Below are 20,141 nucleotides of genomic sequence, written 5' to 3' on the forward strand. Positions count from 1 at the left end.
TAAAGCACTCGCATAGGTTACGAATGCCACTACGAGTGCTTATTTGTATAAGTACTTTCTTGGTTGAGGCTTAGCTCATTTCTATAAGCGGCGTAAACCCCACATTAAATACAAACCGCCAATGAGAGACGCCATAATCCCTGTTGGTATTTCTTGCGGGTAAAGGACCTGTCGTCCCAACCAATCAGCCAACAACATCACCCCTGCCCCCAGTATCGCGGCGCATAACATGTGTTGTGACGCTTTGTTAAAACCAAATAAGCGAGCTAAATGCGGAGCCAACAACCCAACAAAGCTAATCGGGCCAACAACCAATGTCGCACTGACCGTGAGACAAGCAACTAAAAGAAGCAGTATTGCGCGTGAACGATCAACTCGAATTCCAAGTGCTTTAGAGGAAGCGGCACCGACAGGAAGAATATCTAGCCATCTTACGCAGAGAAAACTCAACCCTATAAAGACAAGCGCAGATAAAGACAATGGGAGTAACGTTTCAACCGAGACATAGTAGGTAGACCCAGACAACCAAGCCAATGCTTGATAACTTCTTGGGTCACCAGTGGCTAGAATAAAGCTCTGTATTGCATTCATCAGTGCGGTTATCGCAATACCAGTCAATAAAATACGCTCCGGCTGAAAGCCTGACTTACGGTTTAGCAGCACAATGACTAATACCGTCGCTAATGCACCTACGAGCCCGCCTAGAGAAAGAGTGAAAATTGACGAACCAAACCCAGTAAACATCGCGATGATCAATCCCATTGCTGTCCCTGAACTGATACCGATCACTTCAGGACTTGCCATTGGGTTTCCACTTAGGCGTTGAATCATGGTTCCAGCAATCGCTAACATTGCCCCCGCAATTGCTGCTGCAAATAATCTAGGTGCGCGCCATTCCAAAAAAATCCAATTTTGGCTAGCAAATAAGTTTGTCCACCCTTCATTTTGCACAGCAACCGTGGCAAAAAGAACAACAGAAATTAACGTGCCGATCAACGCCAATGAGATCGCTTTAGGGTTTAGCTTGTAAACATGTTGACGGTGTCGAGTTAACACTGTTTGAGTATGGCTCTGCGTCTTTTGTGATAAACGAGGTAACAGCCATAACAGTAACGGAGCGCCCAGTGCAGCGGTTGCTGCTCCCGTTGGTATAAAACTCGCCATTAGCCCTGGCAGTTGCTGAATAACCAAATCGGTTAAAGTCAATAACATGGCACCAATCAGCATTGATACCCAAAGCTTATGCTGGATTTTATTGATACCTATCAATCGAGTAATCGCTGGCGCCGCTAACCCGATGAAACCGATGATTCCTACGGCAGAAACCACCCAAGAAGTGATTAACACCGCAAGCCCAAGACAGACAAAACGCAACTTAGCTAACGAGACACCTAAACTCTTGGCACCTTGCTCGGAGAGTTCCAACAGACTTAACGGCTTTGCAATCACAAATGCAATGATCGTAGCAAGTGCGATTCGAGGGGCAAGATACGAGAAATCTCCCCATCCACTCTGAACAAGCGAACCCGCTCCCCATATCATTAACCCATTCAGCTTTTCGGTATTCATCATCAGAATAACCGTACTTAATGATGCAAAGTACAGGTTTATCACTAACCCAGAAACGACGACAACCGTTGGAGATAACGCTCGTCGCCATGACAACAGCATCACCAACCCCATCGATATCACACCGCCGATGAGAGCAACCAAATTAGGCGCGATATCCAACATCCAAGGTGCGAATAGCGTAGCTAACATCAAAGCAAAACTTGAACCGCTCGCCACACCAAGTGTCGTGGGTGAAGCGAGAGGGTTACGCAGCACTTGCTGCATCAATACCCCAGCAACCGCTAATCCAGCACCAGATATAATCGTGGTGAAGACTCGAGGCCACCAGCTAAAGTGAAGTAAAACAGAATCGATAGATTGAAAGTTAGGCTCCCATAAACTGATTAGAGCCAACGAAAATGAGCTTACTTGGTACAATTGGAAAGCACCAATAGAAAAGGTAAATGCCGAAAGTAACACCACAAAGCTTAAAGGCATCGTTTTCATTGTGTTAACTCCTCGACCTTACTCGCCGTAACTAACTCTGCGAAACGGAGAGCTGAAGGCATAGAACCAAAACTCCAAACGGGTGCGACTTGCATGACCTTTTCACCAGATTGTTGAACAACATATTGCCAAAATGGGTCTTGAGAGAGCTGCTCCGCTCCACCGTAAGGTAATGGCTCTACGATAACAATTTGAGCTTTTATGCCAGCTAACTTGTCGATGCCAACTAGGCTAAAGCCCCAGCTATTCGTCTTTTCATTCCATGCATTACTCAGCCCAATCTTTTCGATAGCCTGAGAGTAAAGACTATTTTGACCAAAAACACGAACGTGCTTCGTATCCATAAACTGAATCATTAAAAGCGGCGGCTGGTCTTTGTTTATGCGCTGTTTTAATAAAGAGAAACGTTTTTCATATTGTTGGATAAGCGCCTCTGCTTCCGCTTCTCTTCCCAGCTCTTCACCAAACCTCCGAGTGAAACGAGTAAGTACCGACCAATCTGTGATCCCGCTTTCATATAAGTCAATCGTGGTAACGGGGGCAATATCGACTAAACGATGCTTCATTGAGGAGAAGTACGGGGCAATAAAAATACGGTCAGGTCTGAGCTCGTAAATACGCTCTATATTGGGTTGAGTTCTTAACCCTACATCCTTAGTTTGAGGTGGTAACGGTGGCGATTTTACCCAAGCATCGTAATCTTGCCCTTGAGCGACGCCTACGGGCACAACCCCTAACGCCAACATCGTTTCAGTTTGTGTCCAATCAACCGACATCACCCGAGGTGATGCGTCAGCTAGTGCTTGAAAAGAACTGACCAAAAGCGCACTAAGTGAGAGAGCGAAAGAGAAATGTTTAAGTCGAGTGTTTGTACTGCTCATTATTCCAACCTTTAGCTTGGCATCGCCACCGGGTAACCCGCAGGGTGGTCAGAGATCATCATCTCTATCCCATATATGTCCCTCAACTTAGGTTCAGTAAACACCTGTTCAACATTGCCTTGTGCAATCAAATCACCTTGATGTAATGCAACGATGTAGTCGCAAAATCGTGCAGCCAAGTTGATGTCGTGTAATACGATAATAACGCCCAAGTCCAGTTCTTGACTGAGTTTAGAGATAAGCTTCAACATATCGACTTGATGGCTGATATCTAGCGCAGACAAAGGCTCATCAAGAAGCAAATACTCGGTTTTTTGGGCTAACAGCATAGCTAGCCACACACGTTGACGCTCTCCTCCAGATAACGTGTCCACTAAGCGATCTGCGTATTTTAGTGTGCCTGTCATCGCCATTGCTTCTTCAACAATGTCGTGATCTTTCTTACTCAAACGTCCAAGTAAACCATGCCATGGATAACGACCAAAACCGACTAAATCTCGACCTAAAATACTGTCGGTCACTGGAAGATGCTGAGGCAAGTAGGCAATGTGTTGGGCGAATTTTTTCGCTGAGAGATCGTTAATGCTCGTTCCATGCAGAACCACGTCACCAGCGGTGTATGGCTGTTGCTGTGCCAGCAACTTTAACAATGTGGATTTTCCTGAACCATTGTGTCCAACAAGAGCGTATGTTTTTCCGGGTTCAAATGTCACATCAAACGCTTTTAGCAATGACTTGCCTTCAATCTCAAACTGGAGTGCTTTAGCTTCCAACATCCCTACTTCACCTAATAGCCATTTACGAATAACAGTTATTCAGAGCTCTCATTCGTTGATCACGTTTGCCGTTCTTATTCAACAGAACGATTAATAAGGGAGGTTTTATATAACAATAAAGATACAAATGCAAACCGTTGTCATTATCATTGCATCAACAAGATCATTGAGAGAATTGCTAAGTGTTAGTGATAATTTGCTCTGCTGAACTTCATTAGTAAATTATAGGCAGGTCAACGAGAGCAGCGGTCTCCCACTGCTCTCGCATAAATTTGAACGAATACTGCAGCGTATGAAGAAATGAAAAATGCCGCAGTGAATACATTAATGACGAGCGTCAGCGCCAAACTCTACTTCTTTATAGATATCGGCCAGCGACTTTTTACCTTGTTTGTCTTTGGCTGAACGCTTTTTCTTAGTTTGATAATGGTATTCTTGCTCCTGAAGTGCTTGTTCGTGCTCTTTTGCTGACTCAACAAACTCAGGATTTGCAAGTGCTTGTTGGCGTAAGCGGTTTACTCTTTCAAGGGTTTCCCACAACATACTTCACCTCCAAACTTATTACTGTATATAAAAACAGTATTGTTTAAATATTCCTCCTCGTCAACATTTCAACTTTGTTACTGCTCTTCACATTAACCCCAAGCCTGTATAGTGCTCGGGATATTTGTGGATGATTTGCTTTATATAACCTTGATGCTCTCGCAGAGCATCAACACATTCTCGAGATAACCATCCCTGATATACCCATTTTTCAAGTTCTAACAATGCGTATGGGATGGACCACGCTTGTCTATACGGATGGTGCGTTGTCATAAAATCAAAGGCATTTGCGGCAGCCGTAATTTGGGCGGCTATTGGTATATCATCACTGGTTAAACCATACGGATAACCAGTGCCATTTAAATTTTCGTACTGATAAATAATCATCTGCAAAAACAAAGTCACACTCGGGTGAACCGGATTTCCGATACGGGCAACTATGTCATCCGCTGAATCGATACAACGCTCAATATGTTGAATCAATATCGCCTCTTGTTCTTGAGAGTAATTTGTTCGGCGGCTAGCAATTTCAACTGGCAGCTGACTATCACCGAGCGCATGGAACTGAGCAAAAATACCAATATCTTCGACCATTTCGTCATTCAGGTGATAACGATCCGCTAACTGCGTTGCGATAATTTGACTGTAGTACTTCATGCGTTTGGTATGCGCGTAATACTCAGGTGAATAGCCTGGCATCATACATTGCATTCGGTTAGCTAGCGTTTCTATCGCATTGACTACTTGAGTTTCTGATTCAACCGCAAATCGAATCATTTCGAAATAAGGTTTAAGACCATTCAGCGCTTCTAAACTAAACGCATCACGTTGAGTGGAGTTCAAAAATACAAAACCAGTAAAAGCTTTATTGTCATAACAAGGAATAGCAGCCGACGACTGATATCCGTGTTTGAGTAAAATTTGAACCCGAGGACAGTGCTTAATATCATGAAGGTCTTCGACGATACGAGGAACCGCGTTTTTAGAGGCAATATTGAGGTGGTGGAGTTTACGGAATGCTGATTCGTGATGGGCTAAACACCAAGTGTCGAACTTACTTTCTGCAAATGATTTGAGCACATCTTGGTCTGGGTGATATTTTGCAAATGACACCCTATCAATACATGGCAAGTGCGCCTGCATCCTGCCTTTTAGCGTTTGCAGTTGCTCGTTAAGCGGTTTTGCAAACGGGTAAAAACTCCGGTGCGCCATGCTTCACCTCCACACCAAAGCAGAGAAACAAGAAAAGCTCATTGTGTTGCAAATTCAATGGTATTTTGAGCGGTTTTCTCCACTTAAATTATCGATATACCACAACTTAAGTGTACGAAATAAAAGCACATTTCTACCAATTTTTTCACCGGATATCTTACGGTAATTTGATCCAGATTAAAAAAGCCAACGAGCGAAACTCGTTGGCCTAACAATACTGATTGATTACGATGGATTCAGTAACTAGAAGTTATTCAAAGAACGTTCTAAACAACTAGCCTAGAGCAGGAAGCACACCCAGCGTAATTAACACCTGAGCGAATACGATGCCAGTGCCAGCGATGCCCGTTATCACTAACGCACCTTGACCACCTGCGACGCGGTACTCCCCAGTAAAATCATCCGATTTACGAACCTTGATCACCATAACCAAAGGCAAAAAGATGGCTAAAATCGCTAAGGCAATCGCTGCATAGCCCAAAGCCATAATAAAGCCTTGAGGATAGAAAAGTGCGAAGCCTAGCGGTGGAGTAAACGTCACTAGTGCCGCAATCAAACGATTAGGCTTATCGTTACTTCCTTTGATGGTATCACCCAAAAATTCGAATAGACCCAAACTCACGCCAAGGAACGATGTCAACAATGCCAAGTCAGCAAACACACCAACAATGCTACCCAAATTTGATTGGTGTACTGTCTGAGATAGTTGACCAATCAGTGCGCTCAACCCTCCGTTCTCAACAAGCGTACTTTGGCTAACCACACCCAACGTCACGATTTGCCAAAAGATATAAATAACGAGTGGAATCGTCGAACCAATAATAACGGCTTTGCGTAAAGAAGAAGTGTCACCGTCTAAGTAATTCACAATTGCAGGTATACTTCCGTGGAAACCAAACGAAGTAAAGATCACCGGAATCGCCGCTACAACAAGGCCTTGTTCGATTGGCATACTTAACAAGTAAGATTCCGTAACGTTTGGAGCAAGAAAAGAAAGCACCGCAACCATCGCAATGAGCTTCATCGCGAACAGAACTCGGTTTACTTTATCGACCGTACCGGTACCCACTGTCACAACTAAAGTCACAATCAAGGTAAAGATTATCGTTGATGTAGGCCCTGAAATATCGAGGTCAAACCATTGTGCAAGGCGGTCTCCGAACTGAGCACCACCGCCAGCGATATACGCTGCACATAATGAGTAGAAAAGAAACAACATCGCAAAACTTGCCACCCACTTGCCTTTTTGACCTAGGATCTGTTTCGCCAAAGTATGAAGTGTAGCACTACTCTCCGCATGTTGATGAAGCTCAAGCATAAGCAAGGCAGTGAAAGCCATCAGAGCCCATAAGCCTAGCATGATGATAATAGAAGTTGAAAAACCAATGCCGGCAGAGGCAAGTGGAAGCGCTAGCATACCAGCGCCTATTGTAGTGCCCGCAATAATTAGCGTACTACCGAATACTTTAGAACGACTCATTGTATATTAATCTTTACACTTTATTAGAAATTATCAGTATTAGATCGGGCAACGGCGGACCGAAACCAACACCATATTTGTATTGCCGTCGATATTGTAGGATCTTTAGCAGAAGATCAAGCAAAGTGTAAGGATAAAAAACCACACATGTAAACTATAATTTACACCTTACTGATATTTAACAATAACTGTGTGCATTCTTCCCTGTTCATGAACTTGGGAACAGGGTAATTCCAGTGCGCCTCTTTCAGAATTAAATCAACAAGCGCATCAGCATCTTCACGTTGAATGAGCGCACTGGTTTGCTCAATATCAATAGTTGAAAACAAGGACTCCAGATTCGCCAAAAAATGCTGAGCACTTGCGTTACCTAACTGCCCCTCGGCCGTCAACTCATCGAGCTTTCTTAGTTGAGGCTCAATCTCTGATAATGAAAAGCGCAGCACAGGCAACAAGGCTAATCCGTTTGCCATACCATGAGGTATTCCATATCTCGCACCGAATGTGTGAGCAAAGGCATGAACATAACCCAAACTCGCTTTGGTAAATGCTAAACCCGCGTAATAGGATGCCATAGCCATTTTATGACGAGCTTCGACATCATCCCCTAGCATCACAGCCCTAGGAAGATATTTAAAAATGAGTTTAATAGCGGCAACCGAATAAGCCATCGTTTCTTGAGTAGCGTTTTTCGATACATAGGCCTCAATAGCGTGGGTTAATGCATCAACGCCAGTATCAGCCGTGATCTTAGGAGGTAAACCAATCATTAAATTCGCATCTAAAGCTGCCATTAGTGGCACCAACTTTGGATCCATTAAAGGGGTTTTAATGTGTGAGGAGGGATCTGACACGACCGCAGCGATAGTAACTTCACTTCCGGTTCCAGCCGTTGTTGGAATAGCAAAAAGCGGTGCTGGCATTCGCCATACCTTCAATAGTCCAGCTAATTTTTTTATTGGCCGTTTATTGGTAACTTTCGCAGCAATAACTTTTGCACAATCCATTGCAGAGCCGCCACCCAAAGCTAATATGCCCTCACAATGAAAACGATGATAAGCCTCTAGACCGCTCTCAACCTGATCATAGGTAGGATCGGGCTTAACTTGCGAGAAAACATCTAACTGTAAATCGAGTTGTGCTGCTGCCTCAAGCACCTTATCTACAATACCGACTTGGACTAACCCTTCGTCGGTTACTAACAAAACGCGTTTAAATCCCAGCTCGGCCATCGATTCTAATAGCTCATTCATCGAACCAGGGCCGGAAAACAAGGTTGGTCTCGGCATAGGAAGGATAAGGGCTGCTATTTTTAACCCTGCGGTGTAAGTCCGATATAAACGATGCTTCAACATACGAAATCCTTTTCATTTAGAGGTATCATTCTAGCTACTTTTACCACCTATGCTTACTTTGCAATCACACATTTTCAATAAACTTATCTCACCAAAAAGGCTAACATCGCTGGGAAGCCGTACCATTTTATTATCTTTCCTCAACAACATGAGCTACAGAGAAAATATTTTCAACGACGCTCTATTGTCATGTTGTTAACAAGCTGCTTTACCTAATACTCTGTTAGTTACAGAGCAAGCCTCGAAGAAGTCTTCTTATTTTTTGCCTTCAAGAACAACAATATAAATTCTGTTAATCACACATCAATACCGTGTGTCTCTGGTTGAGCCCGAACACGATTTACAAAAATAAAAATAAGAATGCGTTACATCATGATTTATTGTCGTTTTCAAATAAGTCAACAAGAGCAACAATAATCTTTCAAAACTTATACTTAGTTCAAATATCTGACTCTTAACCATGAGCTTCAGGTGATATTATTATGCAACTAGGATTATTATCCCGCCCATAATCAAAACTATGTCTAAACGCCCACCTTTTTGGGGTCTATTCGCTGTCGTACCCAATCTTTCCTATCACCTTCTGATTTGGGTTTAGCGTGGGCTAATTAGCAATGTCGGTATAAACCATGAATCATTCTTGCCATTCCCATACGGACATGGGCTTTGAAGTCGATCTGAAACAAGCACTTATCTGGGTTGCTCGAGCACTCGACTATGTCGGTGTTGATGATACGCACCATAGCCATCGTGTCGCTTACATCGCTTACCAATGTGCTCGGGTCATGAACTGGGAACCAGAAAAAGCGGAGTTTTGCTACTTCGCAGGGATGATCCACGATTGTGGAGTCTCCGAAACACAAGAACATAAAATGTTACTTGAGGAGTTGGTGCCACAAGATGTAAAAACACATTGCTTAAGAGGATACCGAAGCCTCAAGCAGTGTCGTTTGTTGCGTCAGTTTGCTACACCTGTTCTTTACCACCATACACATTGGAGTGAACTAAAATATCTTGATTTACCGCCTTTTGAAAAAGAGGTCGCTGCCCTACTCTATTTAGCCGATCGTCTCGATTTTATGCGTTCCAAATACGTCATGAACTGCCACTGTGACATTGTCACACTTCATGAAGAACTAATTGCAGAATGCATCATGGCAAACGCTGGAACTTTGTTTAATCCAGACATGGCTAAGGCAATGGTTAAGCTCGTTATGACCGACGCATTTTGGTTCGCGATGGAGTCTGAAAATATAGAAACCATCGGATTAAACTTTAAAAGCATTGATTGGCTTCAAAAACAGCTCACCATCCAAGATATGAATAGTTTGGGAATGTTTATCGCTCGAATTGTTGACGCAAAAAGCCCATTTACTTATCAACATTCGCAAAAAGTGGCGGAGTTATCTCGGTATCTAGCCATCAAGCTTGGGTTCTGTGAGCACGACCAAGAGATGTTATTTATTGCTGGGTTGGTGCATGATATCGGAAAGTTAAAAACACCAGATGAGATTCTTCATAAAGAAGGCTCTCTTAATAAGCAAGAGTATACACGTATTAAACGCCATACAATTGATACTCAGCTCGCATTACACAAAGTGTTTCCCAACGCTAAAATAGCGGAGTGGGCCTCTAATCATCACGAGCGTTTGGACGGTTCTGGCTATCCTTATCATAAAACAGGAGACGAACTCGATGTACCATCGCGTATTGTCGCGGTTGCCGATGTTTTTCAAGCTCTGTCTCAGGACCGTCCCTACCGCGGACGAATGGCTCAAGCACAAATCGCCGCGATTATGGGTGAGCAAGTCGCTAAACAAGAACTTTGTCCTGACGTCTATGAAGTACTAGAGCGAAACATGACCGAGTGTTACGAGCTATCAACTAATGTTTAATCGATAAAGGGCGTATCTACGCCCTTTGCTGATTTTATGCTGGTTGCAAACCAATCATTTTGCAATATCAAGTACATTGTCTCGCACACCATTGATTCTGAACCAACCTGCAATGCTGAACCGCTCTGCGTTGGTCGGTAAAACCTCATGCGGGAATTGCTCAGATAAGAATAAAAGTAAGCGTCCTGATTGAGGAGGGATGGTTGCTATCTTATTATCGTTTAGATCGTAAACCACCAATTCACCTGCATCCTTTTCCGTCCAAGATTCGTTCATGTAAAAAACGGTTGTCAATCGACGGTTTTCATTGCCCTTAAAACAATCTAGATGCTTTTGGTAGAAATCCCCTTCCTCGTACTTGGCAAAGTGAGCTTCATACTCAAAAAGCCCCAGAAACAAGTGACGGTTCACTTCTTGGCGTATTTCTTCCATCTTATCTAAGTAAGAAGTAACCGCGTGCCCCATATTGGGCGATAACCATTGAATTTTGTCACTTCGAATTGACTCAATACGTGTCACATCGTCATTACGACCAATACGCGCTTTTTTCCAGTTACTTGGAATGCAGTCTCGTAATTGAGCCACTTCTTGTTCAGAAAGAAAATCATCCCAGATGTAGTAGCCATGGGTTGCTAACGCATCGATCATTTTATCCATTATTGTCGTTCACTCATATTAGTTGGGCGGTCTATATAAAAAATCTTCAACCCCACAACAAATGCGATTTTTTGTCGAAACGACAACAAAATAAAAAGAGAGTAAAAATAGGTGATGACGAATATAAAAAATGCCGCTCATATGAGCGGCAATATCTTTTATTATTGACGAGCTTCTAATCTGGTTGGATGAACTCGCAACGGACTAAGACGTTTAATAGTCGGGCGTTGTTTGTTTTTTAACTGGATATGACAAAGTTCCAGAATTAAGCCGAATGCCATCGCAAAGTACACATAACCTTTGTTGATATGAATTTCGAAGCCTTCTGCCATCAATAAACCACCTAACAAAACGAGGAATAACAAAGCAAGTGTCTTAAAACCAGGGTAACACGACACCAGGTTATTGATTTTTTCGGCTGTCATGACCATCACGATAGCAGACGAAACAATCGCTGCGACCATAAGTGGGACATCACTTGTCAAACCAACGGCGGTTATCACCGAGTCCATCGAGAATACAGCATCCACGGCAACAATCTGCAACAGAACTACCGCTAAACCAGTACGGGCGTGAGTTGAGTGAGCCGACTCGTTGTGATTTAACCAACTCCACAACTCTTTCAGGCTTTTAGCCAAGAGGAATGCACCACCCGCAATCATGATAACGTCTCTTCCGGTAAACGCATGGTTCGCCAAAGAAAATAGCGGTTGAGTCAATTGCATGATCCAAGAGATTGAAAACACTAAACCAATACGAGCAATAACAGCAAGACCAATACCAAGGTTTCTTGCCAGCTTACGTTGGTGCAGCGGCAGTCTTTCACATAAGACAGAGATAAAAACGACGTTATCAACGCCTAAGACAACTTCAAGCGCAAACAAAGTGGCGAAAATAGCCCAAGCTTCTGGTTGCATAAAAAGTTCTAGCATGAGCATGTCTCCAATAATAAGAAGACATATGGTGAAGGGTTTTGTCGACTAAAGGGGTCGTCCATTAATTATTTATACCTTTGTTACTGAGGGATCATGAGTAAATCACCAAACAATCAACAAAACAATATCTATTTTAATTAACAAGGAACAAGTTTAATTCGTGTACAAATCAATCAACTCCTCCAAATTGATTAAAATTACATAGAAGCTTTAGAATTGAATAAATGAAAGCATTAAAGTCCAACAAAACTAAGATAAATTTCTAGACTTATAAGCACCATTAATCCTTATGCAACCCATTAAATGCATTGAGTTCAAAGAGAAACAGGCGTGTTTCCGAGATAAACAATAGTAAAAATTTGTTTCATGCTGATATACTGCCAAAAATCATAAGAAACCATGCTATTTATGGACTACATTGCTCTTTCGCGTATAAGCCTTAAACATCTAACTGTTTTACATATGTTGTTAACCACTCACAGCGTCACACTTGCGGCAGAACGCTTGTGTGTAACACCATCGAGCGTCAGTAAAACGCTCGGACAGTTGCGCGAAACGCTAAAGGATGACCTTTTTTACCGTGATGGCACTCGCTTAGTGCCGACAGCATTTGCGCTGCATATAGGCCCATCAATCCATGGCATACTCTCCAGTATGAATGGGTTATTACATCAAGGCTCTTTTAATCCGGCTTACTATCAAGGTAGTTTTTCATTAGCAATGCGTGAAAGTTCATTTGAGCTCTTTGCGCCAGTTCTACAGCACTTGTCCCAACAACTGAGCAATCACGCGCACTTGAATGTCCATGCGAAAGAGGAAATGAGCTTCGATGCATTAGCAAGAGGTCAAGTGGATTTTTTGTTGCTTCCTCACGATCTCAGCCAACCACCCACACAAAATAAAGACTTGGTATGGAAAACCATTTTGAAAGACGAAATGGTTTGCTTAATGAGAGCATCGAACCCACTCGCTGAGCAACCCTTATCTGTTGAAAGTTACCTTTGTGCAAGACACATCGGTATTCATGATAAAGATCTGTCACAACCTTATTTTGAGCAAAATCTCACCCAAAGGCATTCAAAACGAAACTTGGCCATGCGTGTAGCCGACTTTGGTTCAGCTGCGGTGATGTGTCAGCACTCGGATTACTTGTTCACATGCTCCAAGCTTTGGGCAAGAGCGGCAATGCAAGCAAAAGGTTTGGTTGAACAAGCTCTTCCATTCGATTACGGACAGGTAGCCTACAGCCTCGTTTGGAACAAAGCGAGCTTAAACGATCCCGCTTTAAAATGGTTACAGCAACAATTACTCGACGCCTGCGCCATGTTAGATGCCTGTGATGCGTAAGCATAGATAAACAACGGTACTACGTAAGTACTGTCGGCACTGTGATAGGGTTACTCACGTAGCATCGAAGCTCTGATTTTAAGCGTTCGATATCATGATGAGAGCACATATCCCAAGTTAACGCCTCCCCCACTACTCCGTGATGCTGAAAGGCATTTAAACGGATAAGCACCGATTCAGGAAGAGTACTCAAGTAACGTCCAATTGCTACGATTTCTATATCTAAATCACTTTTTTGGGGAATATGCAGTAAGCGGACCTCGTACAATTTTTCGTGCTCAACAAGGTACTGAAGGGTTTTAAATACACGATGATTATCACGCCCAGTTAGCCACTGATGCGTCTCCGTCTGCCACGCTTTCAAATCGATCATTGCGCCATCCAGAAAAGGTAGAATACGCTGCCAACCAGCAACCGCTAAAGAACCGTTACTGTCGATGAAACAAGAGAGGTGCCGTAATTCAGGATCTTGTTTTATCCCTTTAAACAGCTCAATAATGAAAGGAAGTTGTAAGGTAGATTCCCCACCGGATACTGTAACACCACTGATGAAAAAGCGATGCTTGCGTATCAAATCGAGCATTGTTACTACAGAGTAGTCAGTAATTTTTGGATTAGATTGGTTCTGACATATCTCTATACAATGATCGCAGTGGGTGCACTCCTCTTTAAGCCAAACAACGTTGTTGTTTTCGTCGAACTTCAATGCGCCTGCTGAACATTCACTCACACACTCACCACAATGATTACAATGGTTTATCGTGTGAGGATTGTGGCAGTTCAAACACTGATAGTTACAACCCTGTAGAAAGATGACTAGACGATTTCCTGGCCCATCAACACAAGAGAAAGGAAGGATACGAGTGACTTTTGCCAAAAGGCTTCCACTTCGTCTAGACATCTTGTTCTTTCCTAAACCGAACTTATGCCTGCGTGTAAGTCGGTGTTACTTCATGACTCACCACACGTGGCGAGCGTTCTAAAATTTTGGTATTTTTTGCTGCTTCTGCACCTAGACACGTCGTGTTGGTTCTCGAACCTTCTTTATCATATTTCGCGACATCTGAAAGTTTGATCATGTAGCCTGTCACGCGAATTAAGTCATTTGAAGTGACATTCGCGGTAAACTCACGATAACCAGCATTTAGTGCCCCTTTACATAAATTGAACATCGCTTCTGGGTTAGATTTCACCGTTTCATCAATCGTCAAAATATCGCTGATACCCGCACGATAATACTGATGATGCTTCGCCGTTGCTTGTACATAAGTGACAGGGTCTGGCTCTGCACCATAAGGCAGACGTACACCTGGCGTAACATCATGATCTAAGCTAATGCCGCCTTGTGCATGTAAGAGCGCTTTGCCATCTAAACCATATTTCACCGGGGTTGAGTCCACCAGTTTAGCCAGTGTTGCTGAAACATCATGAGCAAAAGTATTTGCTCGATCATTTTTTCCGTATCGCCCTATTTGCCCTTCTTTTTCAAATAGAAGGTTTACCGCTTCGGCCATGCCGTAAACGCCATACATTGGCGCGAAATAGGACTCTTTTATCAACCCTTCTTGCGTCAAAAAGCCTTGAAAGAAGTTCGATTTTTCATGCAAGTGCGTGCTTCTTGCGTTTATGAGCTCGACCATTAATCGATGGTAAGAAGGCAACGCACTGTTTAAGAAGTCGTTACAGTCTGATGCTCGTTTTGCAACTTCTTTTAAATTCATTCGCACCAATGTGTTCGAGCCACCTGCTAATGGAAGCGAGTTGTAACAACTTACAATACCAAAGCGTGAGCCGTTGTAGGCTTTCGTGTGCATTGGGTAATTGGCGATATGCGGTTTACTGCATTCACAAATGTTCTGTGTCGCTTGACGAAGTAAATCATCAGGTGTAACTGTCTCGTCGTACATAAAGGTGAGATTCGGTGCGATCTGCTTGAGCTCCGCATCTACTTTTAAAACAGTGCGACAAATAATGTTGTCTGTCGGTCCGACATTCACATGCATAAACGCATCTGGCAATGTGCGATCCAGCATGATCCAAAAATGTTTTAACTTTTTGTAAATCTGGCTCTCTGTTAGGTCGCCTATGTAAGGCAACAAGACATCATCTAACTGGCCTAAGTAAACCGGAATGTTCGTTACCGAAGGAACATGATGGTAAATGATGGTCAGCATGTTCAACGCATCATCGAAATCATCAGCCGGAGACAACTCTAAATAGTCTGAGCCTTGCGATAGAAATTTAGCGTAATCAGGCAACACATAGCGAGGTTTAAACGGTGCATGACCTTCAAACATATCGCAGATGATGCCTTCATCCATTGCTTGTCTCAGTGATGGAGATACGGTCATGTAAGGAATGCACGCTTCAGCCTCTAAAGCTAAAAAACTCGACTTCTGTTTTGGAGAAAGACGGACGTCGGTCGCGATATCTAGAAAACGTTGTTGTAGTTTAGAAAGGCTTGTCATCTAAGATATTCCTACAAAGTAACCACAAGCCCACAAGACAAAATACGAGCTCTACCCCTAAAGAGTAACGTGATTTTACTCCTGCTTGGCTGTTGCCACTAATGAAAATAAACAAAACGTCTATTTCCATTCTGGAAATAAGACAAAGCTAAATTAGCGCATTCCCACTTACTATATGGGAAAACCTAACTGCGTACCGAAGTCTGTCTTATTTATCGGTTTGCCGTCGACAACATCACGCCTGCACCAATAAATACTCCCCCAGTCAAACGATTAAACAACTTCGCTCTTCCAGCGACAAACAACCAATCGGAGGCTTTTACCCCTAACAATGCATAAAATGTTAGCCAGCTAAGCTCAAAAACCACAAATGTAGACGCGAAAATCGCGTATTGAGACAGTAGCGGTGCGGAAGGTTCTATGAATTGAGGAAACAAAGCGGTGAAAAAGACTATCGCTTTGGGATTACTAGCGCCAACAATGAAACCACTAGTGAACGCGCTAAACGCTGTCGCGGAACTTTGAGTCGTTGCCGTTTTATTAAAATCTGTCTGAGATGAGCGCAACGCTTGAATACCTAACCAGATTAAATAAGCGGCGCCACACCATTTGATAATATTAAAAACTAACTCAGATGAAGCAATGACAACTCCCAGCCCGGTAAATGAGAGCGTAAGGATGATCGTAATCGCAGACAAACTGCCAAGCGCAGTCATGAAAGCAATACGAAACCCACTACTCACTCCTTTACTTAAACACAACAGTGAGCTTGGTCCTGGTGAAGCTGTGAGCACGAGAATAGCAAGAGTGTAAAAAATCCATGTATCTATTTGCATTGGCATCCCTTCCAGCAAAATGAGGTTTATAGCCCATTGTGTATAGAACTATTTTATCGCCCGGTTTCTATCCATGAAGCCGAGGTCTTAATAACCATCTTGCATCTAAACAACTTAGAAAAAATTAATAGATAGTTATGCAAATAAAATACGATCTACATGCAAGGATGTAAAGCCTGTTGTATAAGCTTATCTATTTCTCTTAATCATAAAAAGGCTTAGGATCGATCTCTAACGATGAAGGCGCGATCGCTCTTTCAATTTTGTACGCACTCGTTTTTAAATCCACCATCGTGACATCAATGTATCGTTTATACTTGCGGGAGTAGAAACATTTCACTTCTGGCTTTAATGCTTGAGATTCATTTGAAGACCAAACAATACCAACACGCCCATCGTTCAACTCGACAATGGAGCCGACGGGGTACATCCCAATGCAATTAATGAATTTGTAAACTAAGTCGGCGTCTAAATGAAATGGCGTTAGACTCAACAAGATTTTAAACGCTTCCGCAGAACTCATGCCTTTTTTGTAACAGCGATCAGCCGTTAGCGCATCGTAGATATCTACAATACAGCTCATACGGCCGTGAATTGGAATCTCCTCCCCCTTCAAGCCTCTAGGATAACCATTGCCATCTAACTTCTCGTGGTGCATCAAACAAACATCACGGCTTACGTCACTAAGTCCTTTTACGTGAAGGATTATCTCACCTGCGAACACTTGATGTAGCTTCATATGTTCAAATTCTTCAGGCGTTAGCTTCGCTGGCTTGTGCAAGATCTTATCATCGACTTTAATTTTACCTACATCATGAATAATGCCACCTACAGCAAGCTGTTTTAGCGTTGGCTTATCCAAGCCCAAGTACTTACCGAATGACACTAAAAGACAAGCGACATTGACGGAGTGTTCCAATAAGTAAGAGTCTTTTTTTCGGAGTGCAGAGACACACTGCAACGCATCTGAGTCAATCAAAACACTTTCAATGACATCGTCAGCCCAAGCTTCTACTTCATCAACTTCAATGATTTTTCCTTCAAAAGTTTGATTCAATAGTTTCTGCGCCAAATCTTTTGCTTCGGCGATCAGCTTTTTGGCTCGCTTGTGTTGGATGTCTCTCGAACGATAAGTTCGTTGACCCCTCTTAAAATCGGAGTGTTTCTGCTCTCGCGTCTCTTTAGTGGCATCAGTTGATTCATCTACAGGCTTGAAGACACACTGCTGCGAAGATAATGTTTGATCTACCCAAACATACTTTACGCCACTTGTAGCAAGCTTCTTAATGCCTTCAGGGCTAGATATCCGCCCTGCATTGGCTAAATTGACGCGCTTGTTGTGCTCTATCGCGGTAACAAACATACCAACGCCGATATCAGCGAGCGCAATTTTGATTGAATTTTTCGGATCGTACTGCATATAAAGAAGGCTTACTCGATATTAACGTCCGCATTATAAGAGATTTGATTACTTGGCGTGATAATAAATTTGAATTGATTACAATTAATGAGCATCCTGTCAATTAATAATCGGTCGCGCTCATTAAGTCCTTTTTGTTATTATGGTTTTATCCAAGATAACATATATACAAATGACGTTAGAAAACAGCACATTGATACCGACACAACTGAAAATAACTTTAGGATAATTATTCATAAATATTTATAGATTGCGGACGGCATCAATAACTGTATTTTATAAATGATTTTTACTGTTGACTATTTTTTATAAATGTCGATGATTAGCCGCCTAATCTTAGTATGTTATTAACCTAGTAGCGCATAAAATGATAGCCAAACAATTTGAACTGACACTTTTGTGATTGTAATGTACGCCAGCAGATCAACTCTATGTTATCAACCCCAACACTCATCTCTGATGCTAAAAGGCTCGAGGAGGAAATATCTTGACCACCATATTTGACCAACAAGTCTCAGATAGTGACCGAGAGTTCCTAAAAATCGTCGAAGAACGATTCATTCATATCTTCGATGTATTTAACGAAGGCCTCTTTTACATGGATGAGTTTGGCACCATGGTATTTTATAACAAGGGCTTTTATGAGCAGCTTGGTATCAACGCTGGTCGAATCAGCTTAGAGCAATGGTTAGACCTTGTTCACCCTCTCGATCGAGAAAGACTCTCCACTCGGGTCGATGCTCACATCATTACCAACAACACGAGGGTCACAACGACCTACCGCGTGCGTAAACCCAATGGACAGTACGTCTGGATTGAAGGCGTAGCCATGACCAAAGAAACAGAACATGGTCATTATATGGTTGGTAGCCACCGTGATATTTCTGAACGCAAGCTGATGGAAAGCTACATTCATCAAGTCGCATTTCATGACAATGCGTCAGGTATGGCTAATCGCGCCCATCTCTTGCTGGATATTGAAGATAGTGTGCGAGCCACCGATTCTTGTGCATCTATCTGTTACATTCAGATAGAAGAGATTAAATCTTACTTAAATCAATATGGCAGCGAGTTGGTCGATGGGTTAGTGGAAAAATTGCTACAAACTCTCAGTCACCTACCTTCTCCAAATAGTTCTGTATATCGCGTACATGATGATGACTTTGCGATTTTGATTCACGATGAATGCTCGGTAGAAACGCTGCAAAGTTATGCCGAAAGTTTAAAGGAAACCTACCACGAGGCAGTGATTGAAGAGGGCCAATACTTAGGAAGTAACATTAGTATTGGTTTGTATCCTTGCATAGATCCAAGTCACTCAGCAGAGGAAATATTGCGTAAAGCAGCACGAACTTGTCAGTACGCAAGCGAGCAGAATAAAGACCGTGTTGCGGTTTACAGTGAGAAAACTCAGCATGCCGTAGACCGTTATTTCTTTATTGAACAAGGTCTAAAAAGTGCACTAGAAAAACAGACATTAAGCGTTAAGTTTCAGCCAATTATTGACGCCAAAAGCTCAAAAGTAGTGAGCTTCGAATCTCTGGTTCGCTGGCGTAGCAAAGAGTTTGGCGAAATTTATCCAGACGAATTCATCCCCGTGGCAGAGAACAAAGGTTTGATTGTCGAACTCGGATATCAAGTCTTTGCCAAAGCGTGTGAATTTATCAAAAACTACCGTGAGCGTTACCAAAACCAAGTTCGTGTCAACGTGAATGTTTCTGTACTTCAGTTAATGAACAGTGAATTCCCTGCGCGAATTAAAGCCATGGCGGATGAGGTTGGTGTCGATCCTGAGTCTATTGTGTTGGAACTAACAGAAACGTTTATTTTGGATAATAATCAGACAGCCATTGCCCCTCTGAATACCCTCAGGGAACTAGGATTTGCACTCTCTCTGGATGACTTTGGATCTGGTTACAGTTCATTAAATAGCTTCTTCGACCTCCCGATGACACAAATCAAAATTGATAGGTCGATGGCGTGGAAAACACTAACCAACCGCTCTTCACAAGAATATCTGAAGTTTCTTATCACTATGTGCCAGGAAAATAATATTGAAGTAGTGATTGAGGGAATTGAAGACGCCAAAATGTGTGAATTTTTTACCGAAATGGGCGTCGATTATCTGCAAGGTTATTGGTTCTCTAAGCCACTTTCTGTTGCCAGTGCAAGCCGCTATTCGTTGAGTTAAGCATACTAGAGCAATATTCCCGCACGGCCACGTTAAACATGCTGAACTATTCACTATAGATTTCAGACACTAACTGGCCGTGACGAA

16 protein-coding genes are annotated in these 20,141 nt (G+C 42.6%); 3 read left to right on the plus strand and 13 right to left on the minus strand.

What is annotated here, in order from left to right; translation table 11 throughout:
- Window positions 1–81: 81 nt before the first annotated feature.
- The 7 genes from fhuB to R7Q46_RS04275 all read right to left on the minus strand — a co-directional run bounded on the left by fhuB (window position 82) and on the right by R7Q46_RS04275 (window position 8,305).
- Window positions 82–2,058, minus strand: a complete 1,977-nt coding sequence (gene fhuB, locus R7Q46_RS04245; protein WP_318077323.1) for a Fe(3+)-hydroxamate ABC transporter permease FhuB — start codon at window positions 2,056–2,058, stop codon at window positions 82–84.
- Window positions 2,055–2,939, minus strand: a complete 885-nt coding sequence (locus R7Q46_RS04250) for an iron-siderophore ABC transporter substrate-binding protein (protein ID WP_054574124.1) — start codon at window positions 2,937–2,939, stop codon at window positions 2,055–2,057. Before R7Q46_RS04250 ends, fhuB begins: the two co-directional genes overlap by 4 nt.
- Before the next feature lie 11 nt (window positions 2,940–2,950).
- Window positions 2,951–3,715, minus strand: coding sequence for an ABC transporter ATP-binding protein (locus tag R7Q46_RS04255; protein WP_262630188.1), 765 nt, complete (start codon window positions 3,713–3,715; stop codon window positions 2,951–2,953).
- A gap of 324 nt (window positions 3,716–4,039) precedes the next feature.
- Window positions 4,040–4,258, minus strand: coding sequence for a hypothetical protein (locus R7Q46_RS04260; RefSeq protein ID WP_005377723.1), 219 nt, complete (start codon window positions 4,256–4,258; stop codon window positions 4,040–4,042).
- 87 nt (window positions 4,259–4,345) lie between these two features.
- On the minus strand, window positions 4,346–5,470 hold the full coding sequence (locus R7Q46_RS04265; RefSeq protein WP_318077324.1) for an HD-GYP domain-containing protein: 1,125 nt from the start codon (window positions 5,468–5,470) through the stop codon (window positions 4,346–4,348).
- 274 nt (window positions 5,471–5,744) lie between these two features.
- On the minus strand, window positions 5,745–6,950 hold the full coding sequence (locus R7Q46_RS04270; RefSeq protein WP_033905238.1) for an aromatic amino acid transport family protein: 1,206 nt from the start codon (window positions 6,948–6,950) through the stop codon (window positions 5,745–5,747).
- Between the two features lie 161 nt (window positions 6,951–7,111).
- The gene (locus R7Q46_RS04275; RefSeq protein ID WP_213868779.1) at window positions 7,112–8,305 is read right to left on the minus strand and encodes an iron-containing alcohol dehydrogenase; all 1,194 of its coding nucleotides are present in this window, start codon (window positions 8,303–8,305) and stop codon (window positions 7,112–7,114) included.
- Window positions 8,306–8,934: 629 nt separating this feature from the next.
- Here R7Q46_RS04275 and R7Q46_RS04280 point away from each other — a divergent pair.
- The gene (locus R7Q46_RS04280) at window positions 8,935–10,200 is read left to right on the plus strand and encodes an HD domain-containing phosphohydrolase (RefSeq protein WP_130544911.1); all 1,266 of its coding nucleotides are present in this window, start codon (window positions 8,935–8,937) and stop codon (window positions 10,198–10,200) included.
- Between the two features lie 54 nt (window positions 10,201–10,254).
- On the opposite strand, the gene R7Q46_RS04285 is transcribed toward R7Q46_RS04280, so the two are convergent.
- Window positions 10,255–10,857 (minus strand): 2OG-Fe(II) oxygenase, encoded by a 603-nt coding sequence (locus R7Q46_RS04285; RefSeq protein WP_005377733.1) that lies wholly within the window; start codon window positions 10,855–10,857, stop codon window positions 10,255–10,257.
- 161 nt (window positions 10,858–11,018) lie between these two features.
- Window positions 11,019–11,789, minus strand: coding sequence for a TerC family protein (locus R7Q46_RS04290; protein WP_017820626.1), 771 nt, complete (start codon window positions 11,787–11,789; stop codon window positions 11,019–11,021).
- A gap of 411 nt (window positions 11,790–12,200) precedes the next feature.
- Between R7Q46_RS04290 and R7Q46_RS04295 the strand changes: the two genes are divergently transcribed.
- Window positions 12,201–13,139: a LysR family transcriptional regulator gene (locus R7Q46_RS04295; protein ID WP_005377737.1), complete on the plus strand. Its 939-nt coding sequence runs from the start codon at window positions 12,201–12,203 to the stop codon at window positions 13,137–13,139.
- Window positions 13,140–13,158: 19 nt separating this feature from the next.
- Here the strand turns inward: R7Q46_RS04295 and R7Q46_RS04300 are convergent, their stop codons facing one another.
- The 4 genes from R7Q46_RS04300 to R7Q46_RS04315 all read right to left on the minus strand — a co-directional run bounded on the left by R7Q46_RS04300 (window position 13,159) and on the right by R7Q46_RS04315 (window position 17,863).
- Complete coding sequence (locus tag R7Q46_RS04300; protein WP_021033867.1) at window positions 13,159–14,040, minus strand: YjjW family glycine radical enzyme activase; 882 nt, start codon at window positions 14,038–14,040, stop codon at window positions 13,159–13,161.
- A 22-nt stretch (window positions 14,041–14,062) separates the two neighbouring features.
- On the minus strand, window positions 14,063–15,607 hold the full coding sequence (locus R7Q46_RS04305; protein WP_318077325.1) for a YjjI family glycine radical enzyme: 1,545 nt from the start codon (window positions 15,605–15,607) through the stop codon (window positions 14,063–14,065).
- A 212-nt stretch (window positions 15,608–15,819) separates the two neighbouring features.
- Window positions 15,820–16,443 carry a LysE family translocator gene (locus R7Q46_RS04310; protein ID WP_025766704.1) on the minus strand — a complete coding sequence of 208 codons (624 nt, stop codon included), beginning with the start codon at window positions 16,441–16,443 and terminating at the stop codon, window positions 15,820–15,822.
- 202 nt (window positions 16,444–16,645) lie between these two features.
- A complete protein-coding gene (locus tag R7Q46_RS04315) occupies window positions 16,646–17,863 on the minus strand; it encodes an HD-GYP domain-containing protein (RefSeq protein WP_025766705.1) in 1,218 nt (405 codons plus the stop codon).
- A gap of 487 nt (window positions 17,864–18,350) precedes the next feature.
- On the opposite strand from R7Q46_RS04315, the gene R7Q46_RS04320 reads away from it, so the two are divergent.
- Window positions 18,351–20,054 carry a putative bifunctional diguanylate cyclase/phosphodiesterase gene (locus R7Q46_RS04320; protein WP_005377743.1) on the plus strand — a complete coding sequence of 568 codons (1,704 nt, stop codon included), beginning with the start codon at window positions 18,351–18,353 and terminating at the stop codon, window positions 20,052–20,054.
- Window positions 20,055–20,141 lie beyond the last annotated feature (87 nt).

The sequence above is a fragment of the Vibrio sp. 811 genome (assembly GCF_033339195.1).

Excerpts from the sequence above, each read along its gene's own strand:
- R7Q46_RS04300 (WP_021033867.1), bottom strand. The coding sequence starts at position 14,040 with ATGTCTAGACGAAGTGGAAGCCTTTTGGCAAAAGTCACTCGTATCCTT.
- fhuB (WP_318077323.1), bottom strand. The coding sequence starts at position 2,058 with ATGAAAACGATGCCTTTAAGCTTTGTGGTGTTACTTTCGGCATTTACC.
- R7Q46_RS04310 (WP_025766704.1), bottom strand. The coding sequence starts at position 16,443 with ATGCAAATAGATACATGGATTTTTTACACTCTTGCTATTCTCGTGCTC.
- R7Q46_RS04305 (WP_318077325.1), bottom strand. The coding sequence starts at position 15,607 with ATGACAAGCCTTTCTAAACTACAACAACGTTTTCTAGATATCGCGACC.
- R7Q46_RS04315 (WP_025766705.1), bottom strand. The coding sequence starts at position 17,863 with ATGCAGTACGATCCGAAAAATTCAATCAAAATTGCGCTCGCTGATATC.
- R7Q46_RS04265 (WP_318077324.1), bottom strand. The coding sequence starts at position 5,470 with ATGGCGCACCGGAGTTTTTACCCGTTTGCAAAACCGCTTAACGAGCAA.
- R7Q46_RS04250 (WP_054574124.1), bottom strand. The coding sequence starts at position 2,939 with ATGAGCAGTACAAACACTCGACTTAAACATTTCTCTTTCGCTCTCTCA.
- R7Q46_RS04255 (WP_262630188.1), bottom strand. The coding sequence starts at position 3,715 with ATGTTGGAAGCTAAAGCACTCCAGTTTGAGATTGAAGGCAAGTCATTG.
- R7Q46_RS04260 (WP_005377723.1), bottom strand. The coding sequence starts at position 4,258 with ATGTTGTGGGAAACCCTTGAAAGAGTAAACCGCTTACGCCAACAAGCA.
- R7Q46_RS04270 (WP_033905238.1), bottom strand. The coding sequence starts at position 6,950 with ATGAGTCGTTCTAAAGTATTCGGTAGTACGCTAATTATTGCGGGCACT.
- R7Q46_RS04290 (WP_017820626.1), bottom strand. The coding sequence starts at position 11,789 with ATGCTAGAACTTTTTATGCAACCAGAAGCTTGGGCTATTTTCGCCACT.
- R7Q46_RS04275 (WP_213868779.1), bottom strand. The coding sequence starts at position 8,305 with ATGTTGAAGCATCGTTTATATCGGACTTACACCGCAGGGTTAAAAATA.
- R7Q46_RS04295 (WP_005377737.1), top strand. The coding sequence starts at position 12,201 with ATGGACTACATTGCTCTTTCGCGTATAAGCCTTAAACATCTAACTGTT.
- R7Q46_RS04285 (WP_005377733.1), bottom strand. The coding sequence starts at position 10,857 with ATGGATAAAATGATCGATGCGTTAGCAACCCATGGCTACTACATCTGG.
- R7Q46_RS04280 (WP_130544911.1), top strand. The coding sequence starts at position 8,935 with ATGAATCATTCTTGCCATTCCCATACGGACATGGGCTTTGAAGTCGAT.